A 23,727-nucleotide genomic window follows, 5' to 3' on the forward strand; every position below is an offset into this window, starting at 1 on the left:
TCACGCGCCGTCCGGGTGACGTGACAGCCCGTCGGCCCGAACCCGCATGCGGCACCTGCACACATCCCCAGGGGGCGGAGGGGAGGCGGAGGGGAGTCAGATGCGGCCCCGGCACAGCTCCAGCAGCGTCATGGCGAGCGTGGTGCCCGGCTTGCCGAGCTGGTCGCTGTAGTGGCCGATGATCTCCATCTCGCGGGAGAGGTTCACCCGGCGCCCGCCGGAGGCGATGCGTTCGTGCTGGATCACGGCGGAGACGGCCATCCGTTCCTGGATGAGGCCGATGATCCTGCCGTCGAGATCGTCGATCCGCTGCCGGGCGCCGGTGATCACGCCGACGGCCTCGTCGGTGCGGGCGCCGGTCTCGGCCGCGGGTCGGGCTGCGGTGGCGGTGGGGTGGGCTGCGGTGGCGGTCGGGCGGGTCGCGGTGGCGGCGGGGGTGCTCATGTCTGATCCTCCAAAAAAGGGCGGCGGCCCCCGGAGCGACAGGACCCGGGAAAAACGACAGGCGCCCCGGGCCTTGTCGGCCCGGGGCGCCTGTCGAAGTCGCTTGTCAGTTGCTCAAGCAGCACGACCATGGCAGCCGGACGGGCCGGTTGCCATAGGTAAAGACGAAGGTCTGGTGCTTGCGCATGGGGGACAGTATGGCCCGCGGGCACCGTCGGGGCCAGCGCCGGTCCGGTCCGGTTTCGGATGGTGAGACAAAAGCAAGCACCGGCGCCCCGGTAGAATCGACAAATACAGACCCCCTCCTCCACCGCCGGAAGGCCGCTCCCGTGTCAGCAGCACCCCCCGCCGCCCACGACAACACCGCGGAGCCGGTGCTCGTTGTCGACTTCGGCGCGCAGTACGCCCAGCTCATCGCCCGCCGAGTCCGTGAGGCGCGGGTCTACAGCGAGATCGTGCCCAGCACGATGCCCGTGGCCGAGATGCTCGCCAAGAAGCCGAAGGCGATCATCCTCTCCGGCGGCCCCTCGTCCGTGTACGAGGAAGGCGCCCCCCGCCTCGACGACGCCCGCGGCCTCTTCGAGTCCGGCGTCCCCGTCTTCGGCATGTGCTACGGCTTCCAGCTGATGGCCACCACGCTCGGCGGCACCGTCGACAACACCGGCGCGCGCGAGTACGGCCGCACCCCCCTGCACGTCTCCAAGACCGGCTCGACCCTCTTCGAGGGCACCCCGGCGGAGCAGTCGGTGTGGATGTCGCACGGCGACGCCTGCTCGGCCGCGCCCGAGGGCTTCACCGTCACCGCCTCCACGGACGTCGTGCCGGTCGCCGCCTTCGAGAACGACGAGAAGCAGCTCTACGGCGTCCAGTACCACCCCGAGGTCATGCACTCCACGCACGGCCAGCTGGTCCTGGAGCACTTCCTCTACCGCGGCGCGGGCATCGAGCCCACCTGGACCACGGGCAACGTGATCGAGGAGCAGATCGCCGCCATCCGCGAGCAGGTCGGCAGCAAGCGCGCCATCTGCGGCCTGTCCGGCGGCGTGGACTCCGCGGTCGCCGCGGCCCTCGTCCAGAAGGCCATCGGCTCCCAGCTGACCTGCGTGTACGTCGACCACGGCCTGATGCGCAAGGGCGAGACCGAGCAGGTCGAGAAGGACTTCGTCGCCGCGACGGGCGTCCAGCTCAAGGTCGTCGACGCGCAGGAGCGCTTCCTGAACGCCCTGGCCGGCGTCTCCGACCCGGAGACCAAGCGCAAGATCATCGGCCGTGAGTTCATCCGCGTCTTCGAGCAGGCCCAGGCCGAGATCGTGGCCGAGGCCGGCGCCGGCGGCGAGGCCGTCGCCTTCCTGGTCCAGGGCACCCTCTACCCCGACGTGGTCGAGTCCGGCGGCGGCACCGGCACCGCCAACATCAAGTCCCACCACAACGTGGGCGGCCTCCCCGAGGACCTGGAGTTCGAGCTCGTCGAGCCGCTCCGCCAGCTCTTCAAGGACGAGGTCCGCATGGTCGGCCAGGAGCTCGGCCTGCCGGAGGAGATCGTCCAGCGCCAGCCCTTCCCGGGCCCGGGCCTCGGCATCCGTATCGTCGGCGAGGTCACCAAGGAGCGCCTGGACCTGCTGCGCGAGGCCGACGCCATCGCCCGCGAGGAGCTCACCGCCGCCGGTCTGGACCGCGAGATCTGGCAGTGCCCGGTCGTGCTCCTGGCCGACGTCCGCTCGGTCGGCGTCCAGGGCGACGGCCGCACGTACGGCCACCCGATCGTGCTGCGCCCCGTCTCCTCCGAGGACGCCATGACGGCCGACTGGACCCGTATGCCGTACGAGGTGCTGGCCCGCATCTCGACCCGCATCACGAACGAGGTCGCCGATGTGAACCGCGTGGTGCTGGACGTGACCAGCAAGCCGCCGGGCACCATCGAGTGGGAGTAATCCTCCCCTGATCGAACGCCGGTGCCGCCGCTCATTCGTTTGGGCGGCGGCACCGGCGTTTGTGGTGGGTACGCCGGCCGTTCGGCCGAGAATCCCGTCCATGGGAGGACTTATGACCGCTGAGCCCGCGCACGTCTGGCCGGTGCCGCCGCAGGACGGTTACACCGTGAATGACCTGCTGACGCTGCCCGACCTCCCGCCGCACACGGAGTTGATCGACGGGAGTCTGGTTTTCGTGAGTCCGCAGCGAGCTTTCCACTCGCTGGCCATGTGCCTCCTTGAGCGGGGCCTTCGCGCGACGGTTCCTCCGGAACTTCGAGTGCGGCGCGAGATGACGGTCGTCATCGACAAGCGAAACGGCCCGGAGCCGGACATCTGTGTGATCCGTGCCGCGGCCGCGCGGAACCGCGAGCAGATGTACTACCAGGTCAGGGACGTGATGCTCGCCGTCGAGGTGGTCTCCCCGGACTCCGAGGCCCGGGACCGTGACACAAAGCCGTATAAGTACGCCACCGCAGGTATTCCACACTTCTGGCTGGTCGAGATGGCGAGTGTGGATCAGCGGCCCATCGTTAATGTCTTCGAACTCGACAAGGCCACGCGCACCTACGTGCCGAGCGGGACATACCGCGACACCCTCAAGATCGCTGTGCCCTTCGATATCAACGTCGATCTCACCGAGATCGACGAGCTGTAGCCGACGGCGGAGCTCTGGTGCCGAACCAGGCTCCGCCAAAATAGTGGCGCGAAAGCGAGACGATACGTATCGTTTCACTCCTGAGGTGCGCCCGCACACGAACCCCAGGAAGGGACCCGCCATGCCCCGAACCGAAATCCGTACCCGTACCGTCGAGGTCGCCCCCGGCGCCCAGCTCTGGACCGAAGTGCGCGGCGCGGCCGATGCCCCGCCCCTGCTGCTCATCATGGGCGCGCAGGCCTCCGGCCTCGGCTGGCCCGAGGAGTTCACCGACGCCCTCGCTGTCCGCCACCGCGTGATCCGTTACGACCACCGTGACGCCGGCCGCTCCACCTGGTCCTACGACCAGCAGCCCTACCGCATCACCGATCTCGCGGACGACGCCCTCGCCGTCCTGGACGCGCACGGCGTCGCGCGTGCCCACGTCGTCGGGCTGTCGCTCGGCGGCATGCTGGCGCAGCTGCTGCTGGCCGACCACCCGGACCGCATCCTCAGTGCGACCCTCTTGGGCACGTGCGCGCTGAGCGGACGGCCGCTCGTCGAGGCCGACGGCACCGAAACCGCCGCCGCCGACCTGCCCGGCATCGACCCGCGCGTCCTGGAGATGTGGGCGCAGCCCGTGGAGGACCACGGTCTGGAGGCCGAGCTGGACCGGCGCGTGGCGCACTGGCGGCTTCTGAGCGGCGAGGAACTCCCCTTCCACGCCGACGAGATGCGGGAGCGCGAACGGCGGATCATCGAGCACGCGGGGCGTTACGACGTCTCCACCGCCCACGGCCGTGCCGATTACTCCGGCATGGAACGTACGGAGGAGCTGGCGCGTAACACCGTTCCCACACTGGTGATCGACGCCTCCGCCGAGCCCGTCTTCCCGCCGCCCCACCCCCGCCACATCGCCCAAGTGGTCGGCAACGCCCGCATGGTGGCGATGCCGGGTATGGGGCACGCGCTGCCGCGCGAGTGCCTGCGGCCGCTGGCGGAGGCGATCCTGGAGCACGCGGCGGCCGCGTCGGCGGTGCCCGCCGCGTCGTAGGCCTGTTCCCGGCGGGTACCCGGAGGTAGCTTCCGTGTCGTAGTCACGGAACGACCGGAGGAGCGCCGCCCATGTCGCAGGCAACAGCACCGGAACCGGAACCGGAACCGATCCCCACCGATCAGCTGCACTTCGCCATGCCGCCGAAGCACGACAGCGTCGAGGAGGAGCGGCGTCACCGCAAGGAGCGGCTCGCGGCGGCGCTGCGGCTCTTCGGGCGCTTCGGGTTCGAGGAGGGGGTCGCGGGGCACATCACCGCGCGCGACCCCGAGTTCACCGATCACTTCTGGGTCAATCCGTTCGGGATGTCGTTCAAGCACGTCACGGTGAGCGATCTGATCCTCGTGAACCACAAGGGGCAGGTCGTCGAGGGCCGGTATCACGTCAACCAGGCGGCGTTCGCGATCCATTCGCAGGTCCACAAGGCCCGGCCCGACGTCGTGGCCGCCGCGCACAGCCACTCCACGTACGGCCGGGCGCTGTCCGCGCTGGGGGAGCTGCTGGAGCCGATCACTCAGGACGCCTGCGCCTTCTACGAAGACGTCTCCCTCTTCGACGACTACACGGGCGTCGTGGTGGACGAGGAGGAGGGGCGCCGGATCGCCACGGCGCTCGGGCCGCACAAGGCGGTCGTGCTGCGTAACCACGGGCTGCTGACCGTGGGGGACTCCGTGGACGCGGCCGCGTGGTGGTTCATCACCATGGAGCGCTCATGCCAGGTGCAGCTCGCGGCGAAGGCGGCCGGGAAACCCGTCCTCATCGACCAGGCGAGCGCCCGGCACACGCGCGAGCAGCTCGGCAACGACCTGGCGGCGTGGATCAACTACCAGCCGCTGTACCAGCAGATCACGCGGAGCGAGCCGGAGCTGCTGGGCTGACCGGGAGGGGCCGCGGCCGGGGAGGGGCCGCCACCGGAGAGGGGGCCGCGACCGGGGAGAGGCCGCGACCCCCTCCTGTCGGCGGGGGTCGCTCGTCCTTCCGGGCGCCGTTTCGGGGCATTCGCCCTGCTTACGATGGTCAGGAGCCGGGGCGTAGCCGCCTCGGCTCCTGCATGCCCGGAGGGCCGTCGAGCCCGGATGATCAGAACCTGGTAGGAGAACCATGCGCCGCCTCTCCCGTTGCGTCGGGCTGTCCGCCGCCCTGGCCCTCGCCGGCCTGGCCGTCACCGGATGCGGCGGCGGTGCCGGGGCCGAGGAGAAGGCGGGCCGGAAGGCGTCCTCGCAGTCTTCGCAGTCCTCGCCGTCGTCGTCGGCCTCTCCCTCGCCCTCGGCGAGCCCCGTGACCGAGAAGCCCGCGCCGGCGGCGAAGATGCTGCCCGGTGCTGCGCGCACCGTCCGGCCCGAGATAGCCCCCGCCAACGGCGAGAAGGTCGGCGTCGGCCAGCCCGTCGCCCTGGTCTTCAAGCAGCAGAAGGTCTCCAAGGAGCTGCGCGCGGGCATCGAGGGCCGGTTGAAGGTCTCCACCTCGCCGAAGGTCCCGGGCGCCTGGCACTGGAACGAGACCAAGGGTGACACCCGGGTCCACTTCCGTCCCGAGAAATACTGGCCCGCCGGGACCAAGGTCACCCTGGACGCCCGGCTGGCGGGCGTGCAGCTCGCCGAGGGCACGGCCGCCGCGGGCGACCGTACGGTCTCCTTCACCGTCGGCGACTCGATGGTCAGCACCGTCGACCTCAAGGCCCGCAAGCTGACCGTCGTCCGCAACGGCAAGACGCTGCGCACGATCCCGATCAGCGGCGGCGACGAGAGCAAGGGCTTCGGGACGCGCGAGGGCGTCAAGACGATCCTCGCCAAGGAGGGCCGGGTCGTCATGGACTCGCTCTCCATCGGCATCCCGCGCAACCACCCCGACGGCTTCTACGGGTCGTACGACTACAGCATGCGCGAGACGATCAGCGGCGAGTACGTGCACGCCGCTCCCGACAACGCCGAGTCGTTCGGCAAGGAGAACGTCAGCCACGGCTGCATCGGCATGTCGACGGAAGACGCCAAGTGGCTGTACGGGCTGAGCATGAAGGGCGACGTCATCCAGGTCACCGGCAGCACCAAGCCGAAGCCGATGGACCGTTTCGGCAACGGCTACGGCGACTGGAACATCAGCTGGCAGGAGTGGCTGGAGGGCAGCGCCCTCGGCGTCCGTGCCGGGGCCTGATGACGGAGCCCGGTCCCGCGGCTCGCTTCGGGGCTCTGACCTCGGATCCTGTCCCCGGTACCGAGGTTTATCCACAGGGCTGAACGCGTTCCGCCTCCCGTCCGTATGGTTCGGATGACGACCAGGACGGACGGAACGGAGAGGCGGCGGACGCCATGGGCTTCATCGGGCGCGGAAAGCAGGGGGAGAGCGCGCAGTACGCACTGCTGCCGCTGCGCATCTTCCTCGGCATCACCTTCATTTACGCGGGCCTCGACAAGATCACGGACTCCGGCTTCCTGGCGGACAGCGGGCCCGGCTCGATCGGCGAGCTGATGCGTACGGTCCGCGGCTCGTCCGCCGTCCCGGGCCTGGTCGACCTGGCCCTGAAGAACCCCGAGGGCTTCGGCTATGCGATGGGCCTCGGCGAGTTCGCGGTGGGCGTCGGGACACTCCTCGGCATATTCGCCCGCGTCGCCGCGGCCGGCGGCGCGCTCATATCGGGCAGCCTCTGGCTGACGGTCAGCTGGCAGACGACGCCCTACTTCTACGGCAACGACCTGATCTACCTGATGGCGTGGCTGCCGCTGGTGGTGGCGGGGGCGCCGGTGTGGTCGGTGGACGCGGGGCCGCGGCGGGCGTCCCGCAAGCCCTCGCGGAAGCCGCGGGCCAGGGCGGGCGCGAAGTCGCCCGCGAGGCCGTCCGGAAAGCCGTCCGCCAAGTCCCCGGGAAAGCCGTCTGCAAAGCCTTCCGCCAAGTCCACCTCGAAGTCCACCGCCAAGCCGGCAGGCAAGGCGACGTCCGGCAAGGCACCGGGCGGGCCCGCCCGGCGGTAGGAGCTGGCGGCAGCCTGCAGGTGGGCCTTGGGCGTAGGCGGGAAGCCCGCCATGTGCCCGCACCTGCCAGGTGCGCGCGCCCGCCGCGGGCGGCAGTAACCCGCAGCCCGGCCCTGGGCGTACCGGGCGATGAGCCGTCGTGCCCGCGCCCGTGAGGGCGGTCCGGTGCACGCGCCCGTCAGGGCGGTCCGGTGCACGCGCCAGCGGCTACCGCTCCCGTCCCGCGCCCTTCCTCCGGCGGACGGCGAAGGCCACGGACGAGACCACGCCCGCCAGGCAGAAGCCCGCCCCCAGCACCGGCAGCAGCACGTACGAAGGGAAGTGCAGATCCCCCCGGGCCGCCCCCAGATACGCGACGGCGCACCCCAGCAGGACGAGCCCGACGACCAGCTTGCCCGGCTCGAAGTCATGACGACGCACGGTCCACCTCCACCTGACCGATACCGACCTTGAGCACGATCTCCAGCGTTCCGCGGGACGGCTCCCCCGGCCGGGCCTCCAGCGTCATCCGCTTCTTCTGCCCCGGCCGGACGTCGACGTCGTCGCGCGCCTCGCCGGGCAGGCGGATGTCGCCCACGCCCACGTCCAGGGTGATCCGTGCCGTGACGTCCTCCGGGACGACCAGCTTGAGCCGGCCCGCGCCCACCTCCGCGCGGGTGGCGACGGCGCCGGCCCGCGGCCAGGGCAGGCCGGTGAGGTCGAGCACGCCCACGCCGCTGCCCACCCGGTACTCCCCGCGCACCGCGGCGACGGTGTCCGGGCGCCAGGTGGTGTGCGTCCAGTCGGTGGAGACTGACTTGGGCAGGGCGGCCGCGCCCACCAGAAGGGCGCCGGTGAGGACGGCGGTGACGACCGTGCCGCCGCCCGTGCGCCCGTAGCGGGAGCTGACGGCGATGCCGAGGCCGTAGACGCCGAGCGCGCAGGCCAGGCCGACCTGTAGGCAGGTGCCGAGCGGGTGGTCCTGCCAGGTGAGGCCGGTGCCGAGGAAGAAGGCGATGTTGGCCAGCAGGGCCGTCCAGCCGCCGAGCCGCGCGCCGGTCCGCGCCGGGCGGGGCCGGGCAGGGGGCCGCTCCCGCCGGTCCTGCGGTTCGTCGTCCGGACCCCACAGGTAGCCGGACTCGGCGCCCAGCGGGCCCGTCGTGCCGTCCTTGATGATCGGGTCGCGCCACCAGGAGGGGCCGCCCGGGGCGGGCGGGGCCTTGGTCTCGGGCGGGGGCGCCGACGCCTTCTGCGTCTTCTGGGCCGCGGAGACGGCCGCCTCGGCCTCGGGCTCGTGCCGGTGATACGACCAGTAGGCCGCCCCGGCCATCACTATGGTCAGCATCAGCGCGAACGACATCACCGCGCTGTTGTTGAGCATCGACAGGAACAGGCCGCAGCCCACCAGCGCACACAGCACCGCCGTCAGCGCCGGGCCCTCGACCCGGCCCGAGAGCATCCTCCGGGCCTCGTTCTCCTCCTCCCCCTCCAGGGGGATCAGCAGCCACGCGAAGCCGTAGACGATCAGCCCCAGGCCGCCGGCCACCGACAGCACACCGAGCACCACACGGAAGATCACGGGATCGACGTCGAAGAAGCGGCCGAGGCCGCCGCACACGCCGGACACCACCTTGTGCTCCCGGCTGCGCCGCAGCGGCGGCCGGGCATCCTGCGGATCACCGTGAACCGGACCCGCCTGATGCGCGTCCTGGGTGTTGGGTGTGTCGGTCATACGGACATGGTGTCAACCGGAACGCGCTTGTGGCACACCCGGCAACCCTGGCCGTTCCCTGAGATCGCCCCTGAGAAGGTGCCGTATATCGTGTCGCGACACAGCACAGCAGGGGAACCGGAGGGCTTCGGGGTGGATGGGGCAGTGTCCGGACAGGCGGTGTCCGGGCCGGGGCCGGACACCGGTCGGCTGGTCGCCGGGCGGTACCGCCTCGTCGACCGGATAGGCCGCGGCGGGATGGGCACGGTCTGGCGCGCCCAGGACGAGCTGCTGGACCGTCAGGTCGCGCTCAAGCAGCTCCACGTCTCGCCGTACCTGGACGACGACGAGCTCGCCACGCTCTACGAGCGCACCCGCCGCGAGGCCCGCAGCGCCGCCCGGATCAACCACCCCAACGTGGTCGTCGTCCACGACGTCGTCGACGACCGGGGCCTGCCCTGCATCGTCATGGAGTACGTGCCCTCCAGAACGCTCGGCGACGTCCTCAAGCACGGGACCGTCACCCCGGACGAGGCCGCTCGCATCGGGCGCGGCATGATCGCCGCCCTGCGCGCGGCCCACGCGGCAGGCGTGCTGCACCGCGACGTGAAGCCCGGCAACGTCCTGCTCGGTCACGACGGCCGCGTCGTCCTCACCGACTTCGGCATCGCCCAGTCCACCGGCACCTCCACCCTCACCAAGACCGGCGAGATGGTCGGCTCGATCGACTACATCGCGCCCGAGCGCGTCAAGGGCGCCAAGCCCGGCCCCGCGTCCGACCTGTGGGCCCTCGGCGCGACGCTGTACCAGGCGCTGGAGGGCCGCCCGCCGTTCCGCAAGGACACGGCCGTCGAGACGGCCTACGCGATCGCCATGGACCCCCTGGAGCCGCCGCGCCGCGCGGGCGCGCTCACCCGCCTCATCGAGACCCTGCTCGCGAAGGACCCGGCCGTACGGCCCCCGGCCGACCTGGCCGAGCAGATCCTGCGCGAGCCCGCGGCCGAGTCGGAGACCGCCTACCTGCCCGCGGCGGAGCAGCGCAGCACCCCCGCGCCCGGCCCCTGGGACGACGCGGCGGACCGCGGCACCACGGCGGCCGGACGGGCTGCGGCGACGGCACCGGCCGCGCCGACCCCGCCGGCCTCGTCGGCGGCACCGGCGGAGACCGCCGACCCGGCGCCTGCGACGGCCCCTGCAGCCACCGATGTCACGGGTACGGCCACTGCGGCGGCCACGGCTGCAGCACCTGCCGCCTCCCACCCGGGCCCGGGCCCGGACTCGGACACGAAGGCCGGGGGCAGCGCCCGCGCCGGCCGCACCGCGCGTACCGGCCGCAGCCACCGCCCCGTCCTGTGGAGCGCCCTGGCACTCGTCACCGTCGCCGGCATCGCGGCCGGCGCGTACTTCCTGACCGCCGGGCAGGAGGGCGACGACCCCGCCCCCCGCGCCGCGTCCGGCCGGGAAGCCTCTGCGAGCCCGAGCGAGAAGAAGAGCGCGGCCCCGTCACCGGTGCCGGACCCGCCGCGCGGCTACCACCTGGTGACGGAGAAGGCGGCCGGCGTCTCCTTCCCCGTACCGGACGGCTGGAAGCGCGGGAAGCTCAAGGAGAGCGACGAGATCCTCTACATCGACCCGAGCGGACTGGTGGGCCTGAGGGTCTCCGTCTTCGACCTCGCGAGCAGCGACCCCCTCCGGCGCTGGAAGGACGACGAGACGAAGTCCGTCAAGGAGGGCAAGCTGCCCGGCTACCGCCAGCTGCGCATGCAGGGCACGGAGTACCGCGGGCAGCCGGCGGCGATCTGGGAGTTCACGTGGCAGGGCCGGGCGCGCGAGTACCGGGCCGCCGACCTCGGGTTCGGCCGCCCGGGCGAGAAGGAGTACGCGATCTACCTCTCGGCGCCCAAGGCCGACTGGCACAAGCACAGCCAGGTCTTCGACGTGGTGCGCGAAGGATTCCGGCCAGCCGCCCGGTAAGTCCCGTCGTCACCCGGCGTCCCGTCATCACCAGGCGTCCCGCCGCCGGCAGGCGTCCCGCCACCAGTAGGGGTCCCGTCAGGGGCGAACCCTGATGCCGCAGCCCCCGCGGGCATGTGACGATCAGTGCATGACCGCCCCGGCCCGCCCGCAGCACCCCGACGGCCCACCCCTGCGCAAGCTCTACCGCAGCGCCGAGGGCCGCATGCTCGGCGGTGTCGCGCGCGGGCTCGCCGGGCACCTGGGCCTGCCGGTCTCCTGGGTGCGCCTGGTCTTCGTCGCGCTGCTGATGGCCCAGGGCATGGGCGCCGTGCTGTACGCGGTGTTCTGGTTCGTGGTGCCGCTCGGCGTGGGCGGCGTCGAGGCCCCGCGCCCGGTCCCCGCCGAGACGGGCGCAGGCGACCGCCGGCGCCTCTTCGCCCGCAAGCCCGACCGCGGGCAGGTCGTCGCCCTCGTCGCCCTGGTCATCGCCGCCGCGATCTTCGTGGACAACCTCCACCTCGGCCGCGCCAACGCCTACATCTGGCCGCTGCTGCTCGTCGGCGCGGGCGTCGCCCTCGTCTGGCGCCAGGCCGACAATGCCCGCCGGGCCCACTGGATGGAGGTCGGCCGCAGCAAGCGGGTCCTGCCGTTCGCGCGCGGCGCGGCCGGCGTGGCCCTCGCCGCCGCCGGCGTCACGGGCATCGTCGTCCTCCAGGGCTCCGCCGAGCACCTGGGCACCGTCCTGCAGGCGTCGCTGGCCGTCCTGGTCGGCATAGCGCTGCTGGCCGGTCCCTCCCTCGTCCGCATGACCCAGGACCTCTCCGCCGAGCGCACGATGCGCATCCGGGCCCAGGAGCGCGCCGAGGTCGCGGCCCACGTCCACGACTCCGTCCTGCACACCCTCACCCTGATCCAGCGCAACGCCGAGGACGCCCGCGAGGTCGCCCGCCTGGCCCGGGCCCAGGAGCGCGAGCTGCGCGCCTGGCTCTACCGGCCCGAGGGCCGCGGAAAGGACGAGGCCGAGCAGCCCGACACCCTCGCCGAGGCCGTCAAAGCCACCGCGGCCGAGGTCGAGGATCACCACGGCGTGCCCATCGAGGTGGTCGTCGTCGGCGACTGCCCGCTGGACGAGCGCCTGGCCGCCCAGATGCAAGCCGCCCGTGAGGCCATGGTCAACGCCGCCAAGTACGGTGGCGAAGGCGGCGCCGTCCAGGTGTACGCCGAGGTCGAGGGGCGTACGGTCTTCCTCTCCGTGCGCGACCGCGGCCCCGGCTTCGACCTGGACGCGGTGCCGGACGACCGCATGGGCGTCCGCGAATCCATCATCGGCCGGATGCAGCGCAACGGCGGCACGGCGCGACTGCGGTCCGTGCCCGGTGGGGGAACCGAAGTGGAGCTGGAAATGGAGAGGGCGGAGAACGCGTCATGACGACCGAAGAGACGGTGCAGCGCCACGCACGGGTCGTGCTGGTGGACGACCACCGGATGTTCCGTACGGGCGTGCAGGCCGAGATCGGGGCCACCGACCGGACGGGCGTCGAGGTCGTCGGCGAGGCCGCCGACGTCGACCAGGCGGTCACCGTCATCACCGCCACCCGCCCCGAGGTCGTCCTGCTCGACGTCCACCTCCCCGGCGGCGGCGGGGTCGAGGTGCTGCGCCGCTGCGCGCCCCTGATGGCCGACGCCGAGCGCCCGGTCCGCTTCCTGGCCCTGTCCGTCTCCGACGCCGCGGAGGACGTCATCGGCGTCATCCGCGGCGGCGCCCGCGGCTACGTCACCAAGACCATCACCGGCGCGGATCTGATCGACGCCGTCTTCCGGGTCAAGGACGGCGACGCCGTCTTCTCCCCGCGGCTGGCCGGCTTCGTCCTCGACGCCTTCGCCTCCACCGACGCCCCGCCCGTCGACGAGGACCTCGACCGGCTCACCCAGCGGGAGCGCGAGGTGCTGCGCCTGATCGCCCGCGGCTACGCCTACAAGGAGATCGCCAAGCAGCTGTTCATCTCGGTGAAGACGGTCGAGTCGCACGTCTCGGCGGTGCTGCGCAAGCTCCAGCTCTCCAACCGCCACGAGCTGACCCGGTGGGCGACGGCCCGGCGCCTGGTCTGATCCGGCCGCCCGTCCCCCGTCGCGGAGCCCCGCCCTTCCGGCCCGATTTCGGATAAGCCCGGCTCCCGCCGAGGGAGGGGCGGAACCCCGGCGCCGCGCTCGCACTCTTGAACGGAGGAGAGGCTCTCACTCACGCAGGGCCCCGGCCCCGCGCGGGGCCCGAGATCCGAAACGAGAGCCCGATGAGCCTGACGGGGACCCCCTTCCTCCTCACCACGGTCGCGCTGGTCGTGGTGGCGCTCATGCTGCCGCTCACGCTGTGGGGCAGGATCGGCGGCCCCAAGCTCGTACGGCACGCGGCGCGGCTGCTCATGCTGCTGTTCGCGCAGGTCACGGCCATAGCCATGGTCTTCGTGATGGTCAACAACGCCAACGGGCTCTTCGACAACTGGGACGACCTCCTCGGCACCGGCGACCACGTCCGGACCGCGGTGGACCTCGGCCCGGACGGCACCGGCGGCAAGAACCTCGACGCGGCGCCCAAGAACCCGCAGAAGTTCAAGCCCGCGTCCGACAAGCGGATGGGCCCGGGCGTGCAGGAGACCCAGTTCAAGGGCCGCATATCGGGTGTGGAGGGCGAGGTCTACGTCTGGCTGCCGCCGCAGTACGACGACCCCGCGTACAAGGACAAGAAGTTCCCCGTGGTCGAGGTCCTCCCCGGCTTCCCCGGCTCGGCGAAGGCCTGGTTCGGCACGCTGGAGGTGGGCAGCCAGCTCAAGCCGATGATGGAGAAGGGCGAGGTCGAGCCGTTCATCATCGTGGCCCCCCGCACCACGCTCCTGGGCGACGTGGACACCGGCTGCGCCAACATCCCCGGCAAGGTCAACGCCGACACCTGGCTCAGCGTCGACGTCCGCAAGATGGTCACGGACACCTTCCGCGCGCAGGAGAAGCCCGAGGGCTGGGCCGTCGCGGGCTACTCGGCGGGTGCGCACTGCGCCGCCAAGCTGGCCGTCGCCCACCCCGACCGCTACCGCGCCGGCGTCAGCCTCTCCGGCTACAACGACCCCGTCGGCGAGCCCGCCTCGCTGACGGCGAAGACGCCCGGCCTGCGCGACGAGAACAACCCCCTGAAGATGCTCCAGCGGTCCAAGACCCCGCCGCACGTGGCGCTGTTCATCTCCGGCGCGGAGGGCGACGGCTACCAGGGCGGCCTGGCGCTCAAGCAGGCGGCCAAGCCGCCGACGACCGTGCACGTGACCAAGGTCCCCGCGGGCGCGGGCGGCCACGGCACGGCCGTGTGGAAGCGGCAGGTCCCCGACGTCTTCCGCTGGCTCTCGCAGCAGCTCAAGCCGTAGCGGTCACACCGGCCGGGACGCCCCCGCGAAGGGCATCTCGTCGACCGGGGCGATCCGGACCGGCGCACCCGGGTGCGGAGCGTGGATCATCCGCCCGCCGCCGATGTAGAGCCCGACGTGGCTGATGCCCGAGTAGAAGAACACCAGGTCGCCGGGGGCGAGCGCGCTCCGGGAGATCCGCCGGCCCGCGTTGATCTGCGTGTACGTGGTGCGCGGCAGCGAGACGCCCGCCGCCTGCCAGGCGGCCTGGGTGAGCCCCGAGCAGTCGAAGGCGGCGGGGCCGGTCGCCCCCCACACGTAGGGCTTGCCGAGCGCGGAGTAGGCGAAGGCGACGGCCTGCGCGGCCCGCTCCGTGGGGGCCTGCACGCCGCCGCGCGGTGCGGCCGTGGCGGTGACGGCGCCCGCCGCCCCGGCGGCGTCCCCGCGCTCGACGGCGGCGCGCTCCTCGTCCGGCAGCTCCGCCAGCACCCTCCTGGCCTCCGCGAGCTTGCCCTCGACGGTCCGCTTGTGGCGGGCGAGGCCGGCCTGCTCGCGCTTGAGCTCCGCGAGGCGGGCGTCGGCGGCCGTGCGGACCTGCCGGATCTCCCGCACCTCGCGCTCGTAACGGCTGACCGCCACCGCCTGACGGCTGCCCGCCTGGTGGGCCAGGGAGGCCCGCTCCAGGTACTGGCCGGGGGAGGAGGAGAGCATCAGCTGCACGCTCGGGGGCATGCCGCCCTCGCGGTACTGGGCGGTGGCGTAGGAGCCCAGGGCGTTGCGGGCCGCGTTGAGCCGCTCGGTCCGGCGGGCGGCCCGGTCCTGCAGCTCTTCGACGGCGGCCTCCGCGCGGTCGGCCTTCTCCTTGGCGCCGTTGTACTGCTCGGTGGCCTCCTCGGCCTCCCGGTAGTACCGGTCGACCTGGGATCTGAGCCGGGCCGTGGAGGGCGGGGGAGCGGCCTGCGCGGTGCCGTCGAGGAGCGTGGCGGTGGCGGCGCCCGCGAGGGCGAGACCTGCCGCGGTCCGTACGGTGCTGCTGGTGAGCGGGTGCTGCCTGGGCTTGCGGTGCGCTGCTGCCACGCCGGCCGTCACTTCCTTCCAGACCTGCTGTTCCTGCCCTGCCCGCCGGGCCCTGTGGCCGCGCCGGACGGTGACCGGCGGCGGTCCGTCGCGAGGGGGGAGCGCGCGGACCGCCGCCGTCTGGGCCAGGACGCTATTCCGCAGGGTCACGCTCCAGAACACAGATGACCGGTAGTGGATGAAATCGATCAGCGCGCATGGGCGGGTGATCATGTCGACCCCGCCCCCGCGGATGGATATATGCCGCCCGTGACCGAAGTGGCGATTGCGCCCCACCTGCCTGCCCATGGGTGATATGGCCCCCGTTAGGGTCGGCTCATGGACGTACTCATTCACGCCGTCGTCGGCCTGCACATCGTCGGCATCGGCGCGCTGCTCGGCGGCTTCATGACCCAGATGAAGGCCATGGGCAGGGGCGAGGCACGGATGGTGCCCGCCATGCTGCACGGCGCACTGACCATGCTGGTCACGGGCGTGGCGCTGGTCGGCCTCAACCAGGCGCAGGACCACACCCTGAACATGGTCAAGATCGCCACGAAGCTCGCGCTGCTCGTCGTGATCCTCGGCCTGGTCTACGTCAAGCGCGACGACGAGAAGGTCCCGGCCCCGGTGTTCGGCGCGGTGGGCGCGCTGACGACAGCGAACATCTTCATCGCGGTGATGTGGGTCTGACCTCCCCGGTGATGCGGGTGCGGCCGGTGCTGCGGTGCGGCGCCGGCCGCACCCGCGCTGTGGGGGTGACCACTGTCGCCGGGAATCGGGGCCCGGCTGTCAGTGGGGCGGCCTAGACTCGGGAGGCGATGAGCAGCCTCTTTGACGACAGCTTCCTGGCGGACCTCGGCCCCGCGGACGAGGAGCACCCCCCTCCCCCGGAGGACGCGGCCCCGGAGCCGGTGCCGGACGATCTCTTCCAGGGCGCCTTCGACGTGCCCGTCCCCCGCGAGGCCTACTACCGCGACGGCGCCCACCGGCCCGCCGTGGACCCCGCCGCACTGCTCGAGGGGATGAACGAACAGCAGCGCGCCGCAGTGGTGCACACGGGCTCCCCCCTGCTCATCGTCGCCGGCGCCGGCTCGGGCAAGACGCGCGTGCTCACCCACCGCATCGCCCACCTGCTGGGCACCCGGCACGTGCACCCCGGCCAGATCCTCGCGATCACCTTCACCAACAAGGCCGCGGGCGAGATGAAGGAGCGCGTCGAGCAGCTCGTCGGCCCCCGGGCCAACGCCATGTGGGTGATGACGTTCCACAGCGCGTGCGTGCGGATCCTGCGCCGTGAGAGCAAGAAGCTCGGCTTCACATCCTCCTTCTCGATCTACGACGCGGCCGACTCCAAGCGGCTCATGGCGCTCGTCTGCCGGGACCTCGACCTCGACCCGAAGAAGTTCCCGCCGAAGTCCTTCAGCACGAAGATCTCCAACCTGAAGAACGAGCTCATCGACGAGGAGGCCTTCGCGGCGCAGGCAGCGGACGGTTTTGAGAAGACGCTCGCCGAGGCGTACGCGATGTACCAGTCGCGGCTGCGCGAGGCCAACGCCCTCGACTTCGACGACATCATCATGACCACCGTCCACCTGCTCCAGGCCTTCCCGGACGTGGCCGAGCACTACCGCCGCCGCTTCCGGCACGTCCTGGTCGACGAGTACCAGGACACCAACCACGCGCAGTACACCCTCGTGCGCGAGCTCGTCGGCACCGCGGGCGCGGAGACCACGCCGGAGGAGGGCCCGGCCGAGCTGTGCGTCGTCGGTGACGCCGACCAGTCGATCTACGCCTTCCGCGGCGCCACGATCCGCAACATCCTCCAGTTCGAGGAGGACTACCCCGAGGCCACGACGATCCTGCTGGAGCAGAACTACCGCTCCACGCAGACGATCCTCAACGCCGCCAACGCGGTCATCGAGCGCAACGAGAGCCGCCGCCCGAAGAACCTGTGGACCGAGGCCGGCGCCGGCCCGGCCATCACCGGCTACGTCGCCGACACCGAGCACGACGAGGCCCAGTTCGTCGCCGACGAGATCGACCGCCTCACGGACGCGGGCGACGCCAAGGCCGGGGACGTGGCCGTCTTCTACCGGACCAACGCCCAGTCCCGTGTCTTCGAAGAGATCTTCATCCGCGTCGGCCTGCCCTACAAGGTCGTCGGCGGCGTGCGCTTCTACGAGCGCAAGGAGGTCCGCGACGTCCTGGCCTACCTGCGCGTCCTCGCCAACCCCGAGGACACCGTCCCGCTGCGGCGCATCCTCAACGTGCCCAAGCGCGGCATCGGCGAGCGCGCCGAGGCCATGATCGACGCCCTGTCGCTGCGCGAGAAGGTCAGCTTCTCGCAGGCGCTGCGCCGCGTCGACGAGGCCTACGGCATGGCCGCCCGCTCGGCGAACGCGGTCAAGCGCTTCAACGTCCTGATGGAGGAGCTGCGCACGATCGCCGAGTCGGGCGCCGGCCCCGCCACCGTCCTGGAAGCGGTGCTGGAGCGCACGGGCTATCTCGCCGAGCTCCAGGCCTCGACCGACCCCCAGGACGAGACCCGCGTGGAGAACCTGCAGGAGCTCGCGGCCGTGGCCCTGGAGTTCGAGCAGGAGCGCGAGGAGGGGGAGCCCGGCACGCTGGCCGAGTTCCTCGAGAAGGTGGCCCTCGTCGCCGACTCCGACCAGATCCCCGACGAGGACGCGGAAGGCACCGGCGTCATCACGCTGATGACCCTGCACACCGCGAAGGGCCTGGAGTTCCCCGTCGTCTTCCTGACCGGCATGGAGGACGGCGTCTTCCCGCACATGCGCGCCCTCGGCCAGGCCAAGGAGCTGGAGGAGGAGCGCCGCCTCGCCTACGTGGGCATCACCCGCGCCCGGGAGCGGCTGTTCCTGACGCGCGCGAGCATGCGCAGCGCGTGGGGCCAGCCCGCGTACAACCCGCCGTCGCGGTTCCTCGAGGAGATCCCCGACCAGTACGTGCAGTGGCGGCGCACCGGGCCCGCGAAGCCGTCGGCGTCGATGAGCTCGATCGGCTCGGGCGGCGGTGCGGGTTCCGGCATCACGTCGGGGTTCACGTCCTCGCGCGCCAAGGCGGGGCCGAGCGGGTTCGCCACGCGCCGTGCCAAGGACCGGCCCGTGGTGGCCCTCGCCGTCGGCGACCGGGTCACGCACGACTCGTTCGGGCTGGGCACCGTCGTCGCGGTCAAGGGCAGTGGCGACAACGCCGAGGCCACGGTCGACTTCGGCGAGGAGAAGCCGAAGCGCCTGCTCCTGCGGTACGCACCGGTCGAGAAGCTCTAGCCGTCCCGGCGGATCCGCACGGGGGATGAGCCCCGGTTCGGCACCGCCGGTGTGCGACGTCTCGGCCGCTAGGTCGGGTCGTAGCCGTGCGCGCGCAGCCACGGCAGCGGGTCGACGGCGGAGCCGCCCGGCCGGACCTCGAAGTGCAGGTGCGGTCCGGTGGAGTTGCCGGAGTTGCCTGAGTAGGCGATGACGTCGCCGGCCTTGACCTGGCCGGAGCGGAGCTTGGTGCTGCTGAGGTGGCAGTACCAGGTCTCGACGCCGTCGGGCGACGTCACTATGGCCATGTTCCCGTAGGCCACGTTGTACTGCGTGCGGACCGTGCCGTCCGTGGCGGCCATGACCGGCGTGCCGTAGCTGACCGGGAAGTCGATGCCCGTGTGCACGGACATCCAGTTGACGCCGGCCTGGCCGTACATCGCGCTGAGGCCGTGCTGCGCGACGGGGAGGGAGAACTTCGGGCGCTCGGCCTCCTTGCGGGCCGCTTCCTCCGCTTTACGTTTCTTCTCCGCTTCCTGGCGCGCCTTGAGGTCGATGCGCTCCTGGGTGCGGTTGGCGCGGGTCGCGAAGTCGTCGGCGCCGTGGCTGAGGCTCGCGAGCTGGGTGTCCAGCTTGCTGTTGGCGACGGAGGGCGCGGGCGCCGCGCTGTCGGGGGCTGCCGCCGCCTGGGGCTGCTTGCCGTCGCTCTGGCCGCCGGAGACGGTCGCGGCGGCGATCCCGGCGACCCCTATGACGGCGGCCGACGGCACGGCGACGGTCAGCAGGGCCTTGCGGCGCGGCCGGTATCCGGTGCGGGCGGGCGCAGCCTTGCGGCGGCTGCTGCGGGTGGGGGTGGGGGTGTCACGGAGAGCGTCGTCCGGGCCGGCTTCGTCGCGGGCCGGGGGGACGAACAGCATGGCCTGCGTCTCGGCGTTCGCGACGGCACCGGCGGGGGAGGCGGCGTTCTCGTCGGCCGCATGCCCGTCCGCTTCGTCCATCGCGGGTACGGAGTCCATGGACGCCATGGCGGAGAGGTCGGTCATGAGGGTCGGGGCGTGCTCCGGCTCGCCCTGTGTGCCGGCCACGGCGGCGAAAGCACCGGCATCCCAGATCTGGGTCTGGCCGGCGCCCGCCTCCCACTGGCCGGCCCCCCCGGTCTCCCACTGGCCCGAGGTGTCCCACTGACCGGCCCCGGTCTCCCACTGGCCCGAGATATCCGCCGCCTGGCCGGAGCCGTCCCAAGAGGTGAACTGCCCGGTTCCCGTGGTGTCCCAGCCCTGTGCCGCGGACTGGTCGGGGGCGGGCGCCTGGACCTGGCCGGTGAAGCCGGTCCGGCCGGTCAGCTCCCAGTGGCCGGAGGTGTCGTAGGTGCCGTTCGCCCCCCAGGCGCTCGGCGTCATGGCGCTCGTGTCCCACTGCCCGGTGGCGGGGGTCGTGATGCCGGCGGAGGTGTCCCACTGCCCGGTCTGCCCGGTGGCGTCGGCCTGTCCGGTGGCGTAGGCGCTGAAGTCCCAGACCTGGGTCTGGCCGGTGACTCCGCCCCACTGACTGGTGTTGGCCCACTGGCCCGTGGTCTCCCACTGGCCGCTGTCGTAGCCGTCGTACCCGGTGTAGTTGTGCGGTGCGCTCTGCTGACCGTACGACGCGTACTGCCCGTAGGAGCCATCCTGAGCGGGGTCGGACGGGCCGGGGCCCGCCGCCGGGTGACGGTCGTTCACCACCACTTCTCTTTCGCCGAGGGAGGAGAATTAGCGGCGACTGTACCCGGCGGTATGGGACGGCGACAATCTTCGTCACGTTTCGGGCGGGCGGGGCCCGGGCATTTAGCCGCCTTTTGGTGGACTGAACCCCGGAAAACCGATTTGACGTTCGACCCGCGTTCGGTTTCGGGGGTCTCCGGGACCGCCCGCGGAACACCGGTGAATCAGGCGACGGATGCCGCCCCCGACGCATCGTCCTGCGCCTCTTCCGTGGTCAGGGCCTGTCGTATGCCGGCGGCCACCTCCCAGTGCACCGGCAGGGCGAGATGCCCCACGCCCGTCACCCGGACATTGCGCGCGCTCAGATCCGGGTGGTCGATGCGGGCGCATTCCACGGGCACCATCAATTGGTCCAGGTCACTCCAGAAACCGATGAATTGCGTTGCGCAATCCGGTGCGGGGCCCGCGAGTTCGGCGACGACGTCCGATCCCGGGCGCATCTGGCGCACCAGGGGATGCGCGGGCAGCAGTGATGCCGCGCGGGTGCCTGCGTGCGGCGTGCCGAGCGTGACCAGGGTCCTGACGCGGACGTCGCCGCCCATTCGCTGGACGTAGTAGCGCGCGATCAGGCCGCCGAGGCTGTGCCCCACCACGTCGACCCGTTGCCGTCCTGTGCGGGCGCAGATGTCCTCGATATGGCGGCCCAGCAGGCGGGCGGCGGTGCGGATGTCGCAGGTCAGGGGCGAGTAGTTGAGTGTTTCGACCTGCTGCCAGCCGTGTCTGCGCAGGGACCTGCGCAGCAGGACGAAGACCGAACGGTTGTCGATGAAGCCGTGGAGGAGCAGAACAGGCAGATGACCTTCTTGTCCTGTTTCGGCTGATTCATGCAGTCCGGGCGTGTCGGGCGTGTCGCCGGCGGCCGGAAGCGCGGGCAGCGCCCGCCGGGGCGGCGGGCGCTCCTGGACGACACCGGTCGGGTACAGCAGCAGATGGCCGGTGAGAATCGCCAGCTCCAGCACCGTGGACCGGATGAGCGCGGTCGACGGGCGCAGCAAGGCGGCAAGGATGGTGATGAAGGGCAGGGTCCTCATGGCCGACCTCCCGAACGGCACCCGGGAAGCGCGGCTGTCGTCCCCCGTGTGCGCCCACGGGCAGCTGCGCGCGACCGGCCGCACCGCTGTGCCGTGCGGCTGTCGGCACAGTGGTGCGGCGGCCTCGCCGCGGCTCCCCTAGCGACCGCCCGAAGACTCGCCGCCCCGGCGACGCGGGTGGCTGGGCGACCCGTAAGACGCGGAAGCGCGCGGACGGTGCGTAGCGACGTGTTGTCCCACGTGTGATTTCCCCCTCGCTCCGCACCGCGAAACGGCCGGGTGCGGGATGCTGGAGATAACGTTCGTTCACATCCCTGGGCGCCGGTTACCGGCAGTCGTACATGGAGGCAGTGATGGGAGTGACCGGTCCGATCCGCGTGGTGGTGGCCAAGCCCGGGCTCGACGGCCATGACCGTGGCGCGAAGGTCATCGCACGGGCACTGCGCGACGCCGGCATGGAGGTCATCTACACGGGCCTCCACCAGACGCCCGAGCAGATCGTGGACACCGCCATCCAGGAGGACGCCGACGCGATCGGCCTGTCCATCCTCTCCGGCGCCCACAACACCCTGTTCGCCAAGGTCCTTGAGCTGCTGCGCGAGCGCGACGCGGAGGACATCAAGGTCTTCGGCGGCGGGATCATCCCCGAGGCGGACATCGCACCGCTGAAGGAGCAGGGCGTCGCCGCGATCTTCACCCCGGGGGCCACGACGGCCTCCATCGTGGAGTGGGTCAACGCGAACGTCCGCCAGCCGACGGAGGCCTGACCGCGCCGGCGGGCCGCCCCGCAAGCTCCGCCCGCATCGTGGCCCGCAGCCGCAGCGTGCCCACGAGGCGCTGGAACGCCTCCGCCCAGTACGCGTCGGCCCCGGCGCGCCCGGGGGCGTCCGCGGCCGGCTCCTCCGGCAGCACGGTGAGCGCCTCCAGCCGGTCGGCCTGCGCCGGGTCCAGGCAGCGCTCGGCCAGGCCCATCACCCCGCTGAAGCTCCACGGATAGCCGCCTGCGTCGCGGGCGGCGTCCAGGGCGTCCACGATCGACCGGCCCAGCGGCTCCGCCCACGGCACCGCGCACACCCCGAGCAGCCGGAACGCGTCCGACAGCCCGTGCGCCGAGACGAACTCCGCCACCCACGCCGCCCGCTCGTCCCGCGGCAGCGCCGACAGCAGCTTCGCCGGATCCCTCCACGAGGTGCCCTCGGCCGCGGGCGGGGCCGGGGCGGGGCCGAGCAGCGCCCGCGCCCACTCCGCGTCCCGCTGCCGGACCGCGGCCCGGCACCAGGCGGCGTGCAGCTCGGGCTGCCAGCCGTCCGCGACCGGCAGCGCCACGATCCCCGCCGGGCTGCGGCCGCCGAGCCGCTCGGACCAGGCCGCCAGCGGAGTCGCCTCCACGATCTGGGCCAGCCACCACGAGCGCTCGCCGCGCCCGGACGGCGGCTTCACCACGACGCCGTCGCGCTGCATGCCCTTGTCGCACTCGTGCGGCGCCTCCACCGCGATCCGCGGGCCCTCCCCCTCTCCCGTGCGGTCCAGGGCGACACAGCTGCGGGCCCGCTCGGCCATCCGGGCCGCGAGCGCCGAGCCGGGCAACGCCGACAGCAGCTCCGCCGCGGTGGCCCGGACGTTGCGGCTCCGGTCGGACAGGGCCCGCTCCAGGAACGGCTCGTCCTGCGCGGACAGCCCCTCGCGCAGCGCGTCGAGGAACAGCAGGCGGTCCTCGGCCCGCTCCGTCGCCCACGAGCCGGCGAGCAGCTCGCGGGCGGCGGCGGGGTCGCGCTGCCGTACGGAGGCGAGGAGCGCGGCCCGCTCGGCGAACAGCCCCTCGTCCCAGACTGACGTGTCCGCGGCCATGCCTGTGCCCGTGGCCGCGGCGGGGCCGGGCCGCAACGCGTACTTCCACTGCGGGTTGAGCGCCGCCAGCCACCGGGCCCGCGGCCCGCCGAACGCGAGCGCCTCCTGCCGCAGATCGCTACGGGACCTGGCCGCCTCCAGGAGGGCGGGCAGAAGTGCGGGAGGCGCCTGGTATCCGTGCCCGTTGGCGGCGGCCAGCCACTGGGGCAGCAGCTCCGTAAGATCCGGGGCGGCGCCCCGGCGCCCGCTCCCGCTGCCGCTGCGGTCCGCGAGCAACAGAGCGAGGCGCCGCCGGGCCGCCGGAGGCAACGGAGGCCGGGCGTCCGCCGGCGCCGGCGCGGGCCGGTCGAGCGCCGCGGCGGGCACCGCCCCGGCACGCCGCCGCACGGTCTCCACCGCAGCGGCATCCAGCAGCGCCACGGCCGCGTCCTGCCCGCCCCGCACCTGCACAGGCGGCAGGCGCCGCCCCGTGCCGAGCAGAGCGGAGGTGACGAGCTCGTCCCAAGTACGGTTCATGCGCTGCCTTTCGCGTTGTGTCCGTCTGCGACGGCGACACTTTCCACCGAAGCCGGCCTGCCCGGGGCGGGCTGTGCACCGCCGGTGGGGTTGGGGGGTGGTTGGTCGCCGTTGCGGCGGGGGTTGGATACCGGGCGAGGC

Annotated in this window: 19 protein-coding genes and 1 pseudogene; 13 read left to right on the plus strand and 7 right to left on the minus strand. The window is 72.4% G+C overall.

The genetic code is table 11. The annotated features are described in order from the left end of the window. Nucleotides 1-96: 96 nt before the first annotated feature. Nucleotides 97-444: a chorismate mutase gene (locus FGW37_RS19685; RefSeq protein ID WP_179082250.1), complete on the minus strand. Its 348-nt coding sequence runs from the start codon at nt 442-444 to the stop codon at nt 97-99. 329 nt (nt 445-773) lie between these two features. Between FGW37_RS19685 and guaA the strand changes: the two genes are divergently transcribed. From guaA to FGW37_RS19715, 6 genes and pseudogenes are all read left to right on the plus strand, one after another. Further along, complete coding sequence (guaA, locus tag FGW37_RS19690) at nt 774-2,375, plus strand: glutamine-hydrolyzing GMP synthase (RefSeq protein ID WP_179082251.1); 1,602 nt, start codon at nt 774-776, stop codon at nt 2,373-2,375. A 112-nt stretch (nt 2,376-2,487) separates the two neighbouring features. Next, entirely contained in the window at nt 2,488-3,072 is a 585-nt protein-coding gene (locus tag FGW37_RS19695; RefSeq protein ID WP_179082252.1) for a Uma2 family endonuclease, read from the plus strand. Between the two features lie 121 nt (nt 3,073-3,193). Beyond that, the gene (locus tag FGW37_RS19700) at nt 3,194-4,105 is read left to right on the plus strand and encodes an alpha/beta fold hydrolase (protein WP_179082253.1); all 912 of its coding nucleotides are present in this window, start codon (nt 3,194-3,196) and stop codon (nt 4,103-4,105) included. A 71-nt stretch (nt 4,106-4,176) separates the two neighbouring features. Then, the gene (locus FGW37_RS19705) at nt 4,177-4,983 is read left to right on the plus strand and encodes a class II aldolase/adducin family protein (protein ID WP_179082254.1); all 807 of its coding nucleotides are present in this window, start codon (nt 4,177-4,179) and stop codon (nt 4,981-4,983) included. Between the two features lie 223 nt (nt 4,984-5,206). Continuing rightward, nucleotides 5,207-6,256, plus strand: coding sequence for a L,D-transpeptidase (locus tag FGW37_RS19710; protein WP_179082255.1), 1,050 nt, complete (start codon nt 5,207-5,209; stop codon nt 6,254-6,256). A 155-nt stretch (nt 6,257-6,411) separates the two neighbouring features. After that, a pseudogene (locus FGW37_RS19715) lies at nt 6,412-6,882 on the plus strand (DoxX family protein); the annotation flags it as partial. Nucleotides 6,883-7,278: 396 nt separating this feature from the next. On the opposite strand, the gene FGW37_RS19720 reads toward FGW37_RS19715, so the two are convergent. Together FGW37_RS19720 and FGW37_RS19725 are read right to left on the minus strand one after the other, a co-directional pair. Next, entirely contained in the window at nt 7,279-7,491 is a 213-nt protein-coding gene (locus tag FGW37_RS19720; RefSeq protein ID WP_179082257.1) for a hypothetical protein, read from the minus strand. After that, complete coding sequence (locus FGW37_RS19725; RefSeq protein ID WP_179082258.1) at nt 7,478-8,782, minus strand: PspC domain-containing protein; 1,305 nt, start codon at nt 8,780-8,782, stop codon at nt 7,478-7,480. Before FGW37_RS19725 ends, FGW37_RS19720 begins: the two co-directional genes overlap by 14 nt. A gap of 237 nt (nt 8,783-9,019) precedes the next feature. On the opposite strand from FGW37_RS19725, the gene FGW37_RS19730 reads away from it, so the two are divergent. The 4 genes from FGW37_RS19730 to FGW37_RS19745 all read left to right on the plus strand — a co-directional run bounded on the left by FGW37_RS19730 (nt 9,020) and on the right by FGW37_RS19745 (nt 14,124). Beyond that, nucleotides 9,020-10,735 carry a serine/threonine-protein kinase gene (locus FGW37_RS19730; protein ID WP_246430815.1) on the plus strand — a complete coding sequence of 572 codons (1,716 nt, stop codon included), beginning with the start codon at nt 9,020-9,022 and terminating at the stop codon, nt 10,733-10,735. Between the two features lie 130 nt (nt 10,736-10,865). Beyond that, a complete protein-coding gene (locus FGW37_RS19735; RefSeq protein WP_179082260.1) occupies nt 10,866-12,146 on the plus strand; it encodes an ATP-binding protein in 1,281 nt (426 codons plus the stop codon). After that, nucleotides 12,143-12,826, plus strand: a complete 684-nt coding sequence (locus tag FGW37_RS19740; protein ID WP_179082261.1) for a LuxR C-terminal-related transcriptional regulator — start codon at nt 12,143-12,145, stop codon at nt 12,824-12,826. Before FGW37_RS19735 ends, FGW37_RS19740 begins: the two co-directional genes overlap by 4 nt. Nucleotides 12,827-13,008: 182 nt before the next feature. Continuing rightward, nucleotides 13,009-14,124, plus strand: a complete 1,116-nt coding sequence (locus FGW37_RS19745) for an alpha/beta hydrolase (protein ID WP_179082262.1) — start codon at nt 13,009-13,011, stop codon at nt 14,122-14,124. 3 nt (nt 14,125-14,127) lie between these two features. Here FGW37_RS19745 and FGW37_RS19750 read toward each other — a convergent pair whose 3' ends face one another. Continuing rightward, nucleotides 14,128-15,192, minus strand: a complete 1,065-nt coding sequence (locus FGW37_RS19750; protein ID WP_425506654.1) for a C40 family peptidase — start codon at nt 15,190-15,192, stop codon at nt 14,128-14,130. Nucleotides 15,193-15,498: 306 nt separating this feature from the next. On the opposite strand from FGW37_RS19750, the gene FGW37_RS19755 reads away from it, so the two are divergent. Both FGW37_RS19755 and pcrA read left to right on the plus strand, forming a co-directional pair. Next, nucleotides 15,499-15,852, plus strand: a complete 354-nt coding sequence (locus FGW37_RS19755) for a hypothetical protein (protein ID WP_179082263.1) — start codon at nt 15,499-15,501, stop codon at nt 15,850-15,852. A 128-nt stretch (nt 15,853-15,980) separates the two neighbouring features. Further along, entirely contained in the window at nt 15,981-18,452 is a 2,472-nt protein-coding gene (pcrA, locus tag FGW37_RS19760) for a DNA helicase PcrA (protein WP_179082264.1), read from the plus strand. Nucleotides 18,453-18,520: 68 nt separating this feature from the next. Here the strand turns inward: pcrA and FGW37_RS19765 are convergent, their stop codons facing one another. Both FGW37_RS19765 and FGW37_RS19770 read right to left on the minus strand, forming a co-directional pair. Further along, nucleotides 18,521-20,149 carry a M23 family metallopeptidase gene (locus tag FGW37_RS19765; protein ID WP_179082265.1) on the minus strand — a complete coding sequence of 543 codons (1,629 nt, stop codon included), beginning with the start codon at nt 20,147-20,149 and terminating at the stop codon, nt 18,521-18,523. Nucleotides 20,150-20,355: 206 nt separating this feature from the next. Beyond that, a complete protein-coding gene (locus FGW37_RS19770) occupies nt 20,356-21,222 on the minus strand; it encodes an esterase/lipase family protein (protein WP_179082266.1) in 867 nt (288 codons plus the stop codon). Nucleotides 21,223-21,575: 353 nt separating this feature from the next. Here FGW37_RS19770 and icmB point away from each other — a divergent pair, with 353 nt between their 5' ends. Continuing rightward, the gene (gene icmB / locus FGW37_RS19775) at nt 21,576-21,989 is read left to right on the plus strand and encodes a coenzyme B12-dependent isobutyryl CoA mutase small subunit (protein ID WP_058045874.1); all 414 of its coding nucleotides are present in this window, start codon (nt 21,576-21,578) and stop codon (nt 21,987-21,989) included. On the opposite strand, the gene FGW37_RS19780 is transcribed toward icmB, so the two are convergent. Further along, nucleotides 21,955-23,586 carry a DUF5691 domain-containing protein gene (locus FGW37_RS19780; protein ID WP_179082267.1) on the minus strand — a complete coding sequence of 544 codons (1,632 nt, stop codon included), beginning with the start codon at nt 23,584-23,586 and terminating at the stop codon, nt 21,955-21,957. The genes icmB and FGW37_RS19780 overlap by 35 nt on opposite strands. Nucleotides 23,587-23,727: the final 141 nt, after the last annotated feature.

It is taken from the genome of Streptomyces rectiverticillatus (genome assembly GCF_013394065.1).
Classification (GTDB): domain Bacteria; phylum Actinomycetota; class Actinomycetes; order Streptomycetales; family Streptomycetaceae; genus Streptomyces; species Streptomyces rectiverticillatus.

Bases quoted from the DNA above. Each gene is read 5' to 3' on its own strand.
- FGW37_RS19745 (WP_179082262.1), top strand. From the start codon at position 13,009: ATGAGCCTGACGGGGACCCCCTTCCTCCTCACCACGGTCGCGCTGGTC.
- FGW37_RS19735 (WP_179082260.1), top strand. From the start codon at position 10,866: ATGACCGCCCCGGCCCGCCCGCAGCACCCCGACGGCCCACCCCTGCGC.
- FGW37_RS19695 (WP_179082252.1), top strand. From the start codon at position 2,488: ATGACCGCTGAGCCCGCGCACGTCTGGCCGGTGCCGCCGCAGGACGGT.
- FGW37_RS19700 (WP_179082253.1), top strand. From the start codon at position 3,194: ATGCCCCGAACCGAAATCCGTACCCGTACCGTCGAGGTCGCCCCCGGC.
- FGW37_RS19730 (WP_246430815.1), top strand. From the start codon at position 9,020: ATGGGCACGGTCTGGCGCGCCCAGGACGAGCTGCTGGACCGTCAGGTC.
- FGW37_RS19770 (WP_179082266.1), bottom strand. From the start codon at position 21,222: ATGAGGACCCTGCCCTTCATCACCATCCTTGCCGCCTTGCTGCGCCCG.
- icmB (WP_058045874.1), top strand. From the start codon at position 21,576: ATGGGAGTGACCGGTCCGATCCGCGTGGTGGTGGCCAAGCCCGGGCTC.
- FGW37_RS19780 (WP_179082267.1), bottom strand. From the start codon at position 23,586: ATGAACCGTACTTGGGACGAGCTCGTCACCTCCGCTCTGCTCGGCACG.
- FGW37_RS19740 (WP_179082261.1), top strand. From the start codon at position 12,143: ATGACGACCGAAGAGACGGTGCAGCGCCACGCACGGGTCGTGCTGGTG.
- FGW37_RS19685 (WP_179082250.1), bottom strand. From the start codon at position 444: ATGAGCACCCCCGCCGCCACCGCGACCCGCCCGACCGCCACCGCAGCC.
- FGW37_RS19710 (WP_179082255.1), top strand. From the start codon at position 5,207: ATGCGCCGCCTCTCCCGTTGCGTCGGGCTGTCCGCCGCCCTGGCCCTC.
- pcrA (WP_179082264.1), top strand. From the start codon at position 15,981: ATGAGCAGCCTCTTTGACGACAGCTTCCTGGCGGACCTCGGCCCCGCG.
- FGW37_RS19725 (WP_179082258.1), bottom strand. From the start codon at position 8,782: ATGACCGACACACCCAACACCCAGGACGCGCATCAGGCGGGTCCGGTT.
- FGW37_RS19705 (WP_179082254.1), top strand. From the start codon at position 4,177: ATGTCGCAGGCAACAGCACCGGAACCGGAACCGGAACCGATCCCCACC.
- FGW37_RS19755 (WP_179082263.1), top strand. From the start codon at position 15,499: ATGGACGTACTCATTCACGCCGTCGTCGGCCTGCACATCGTCGGCATC.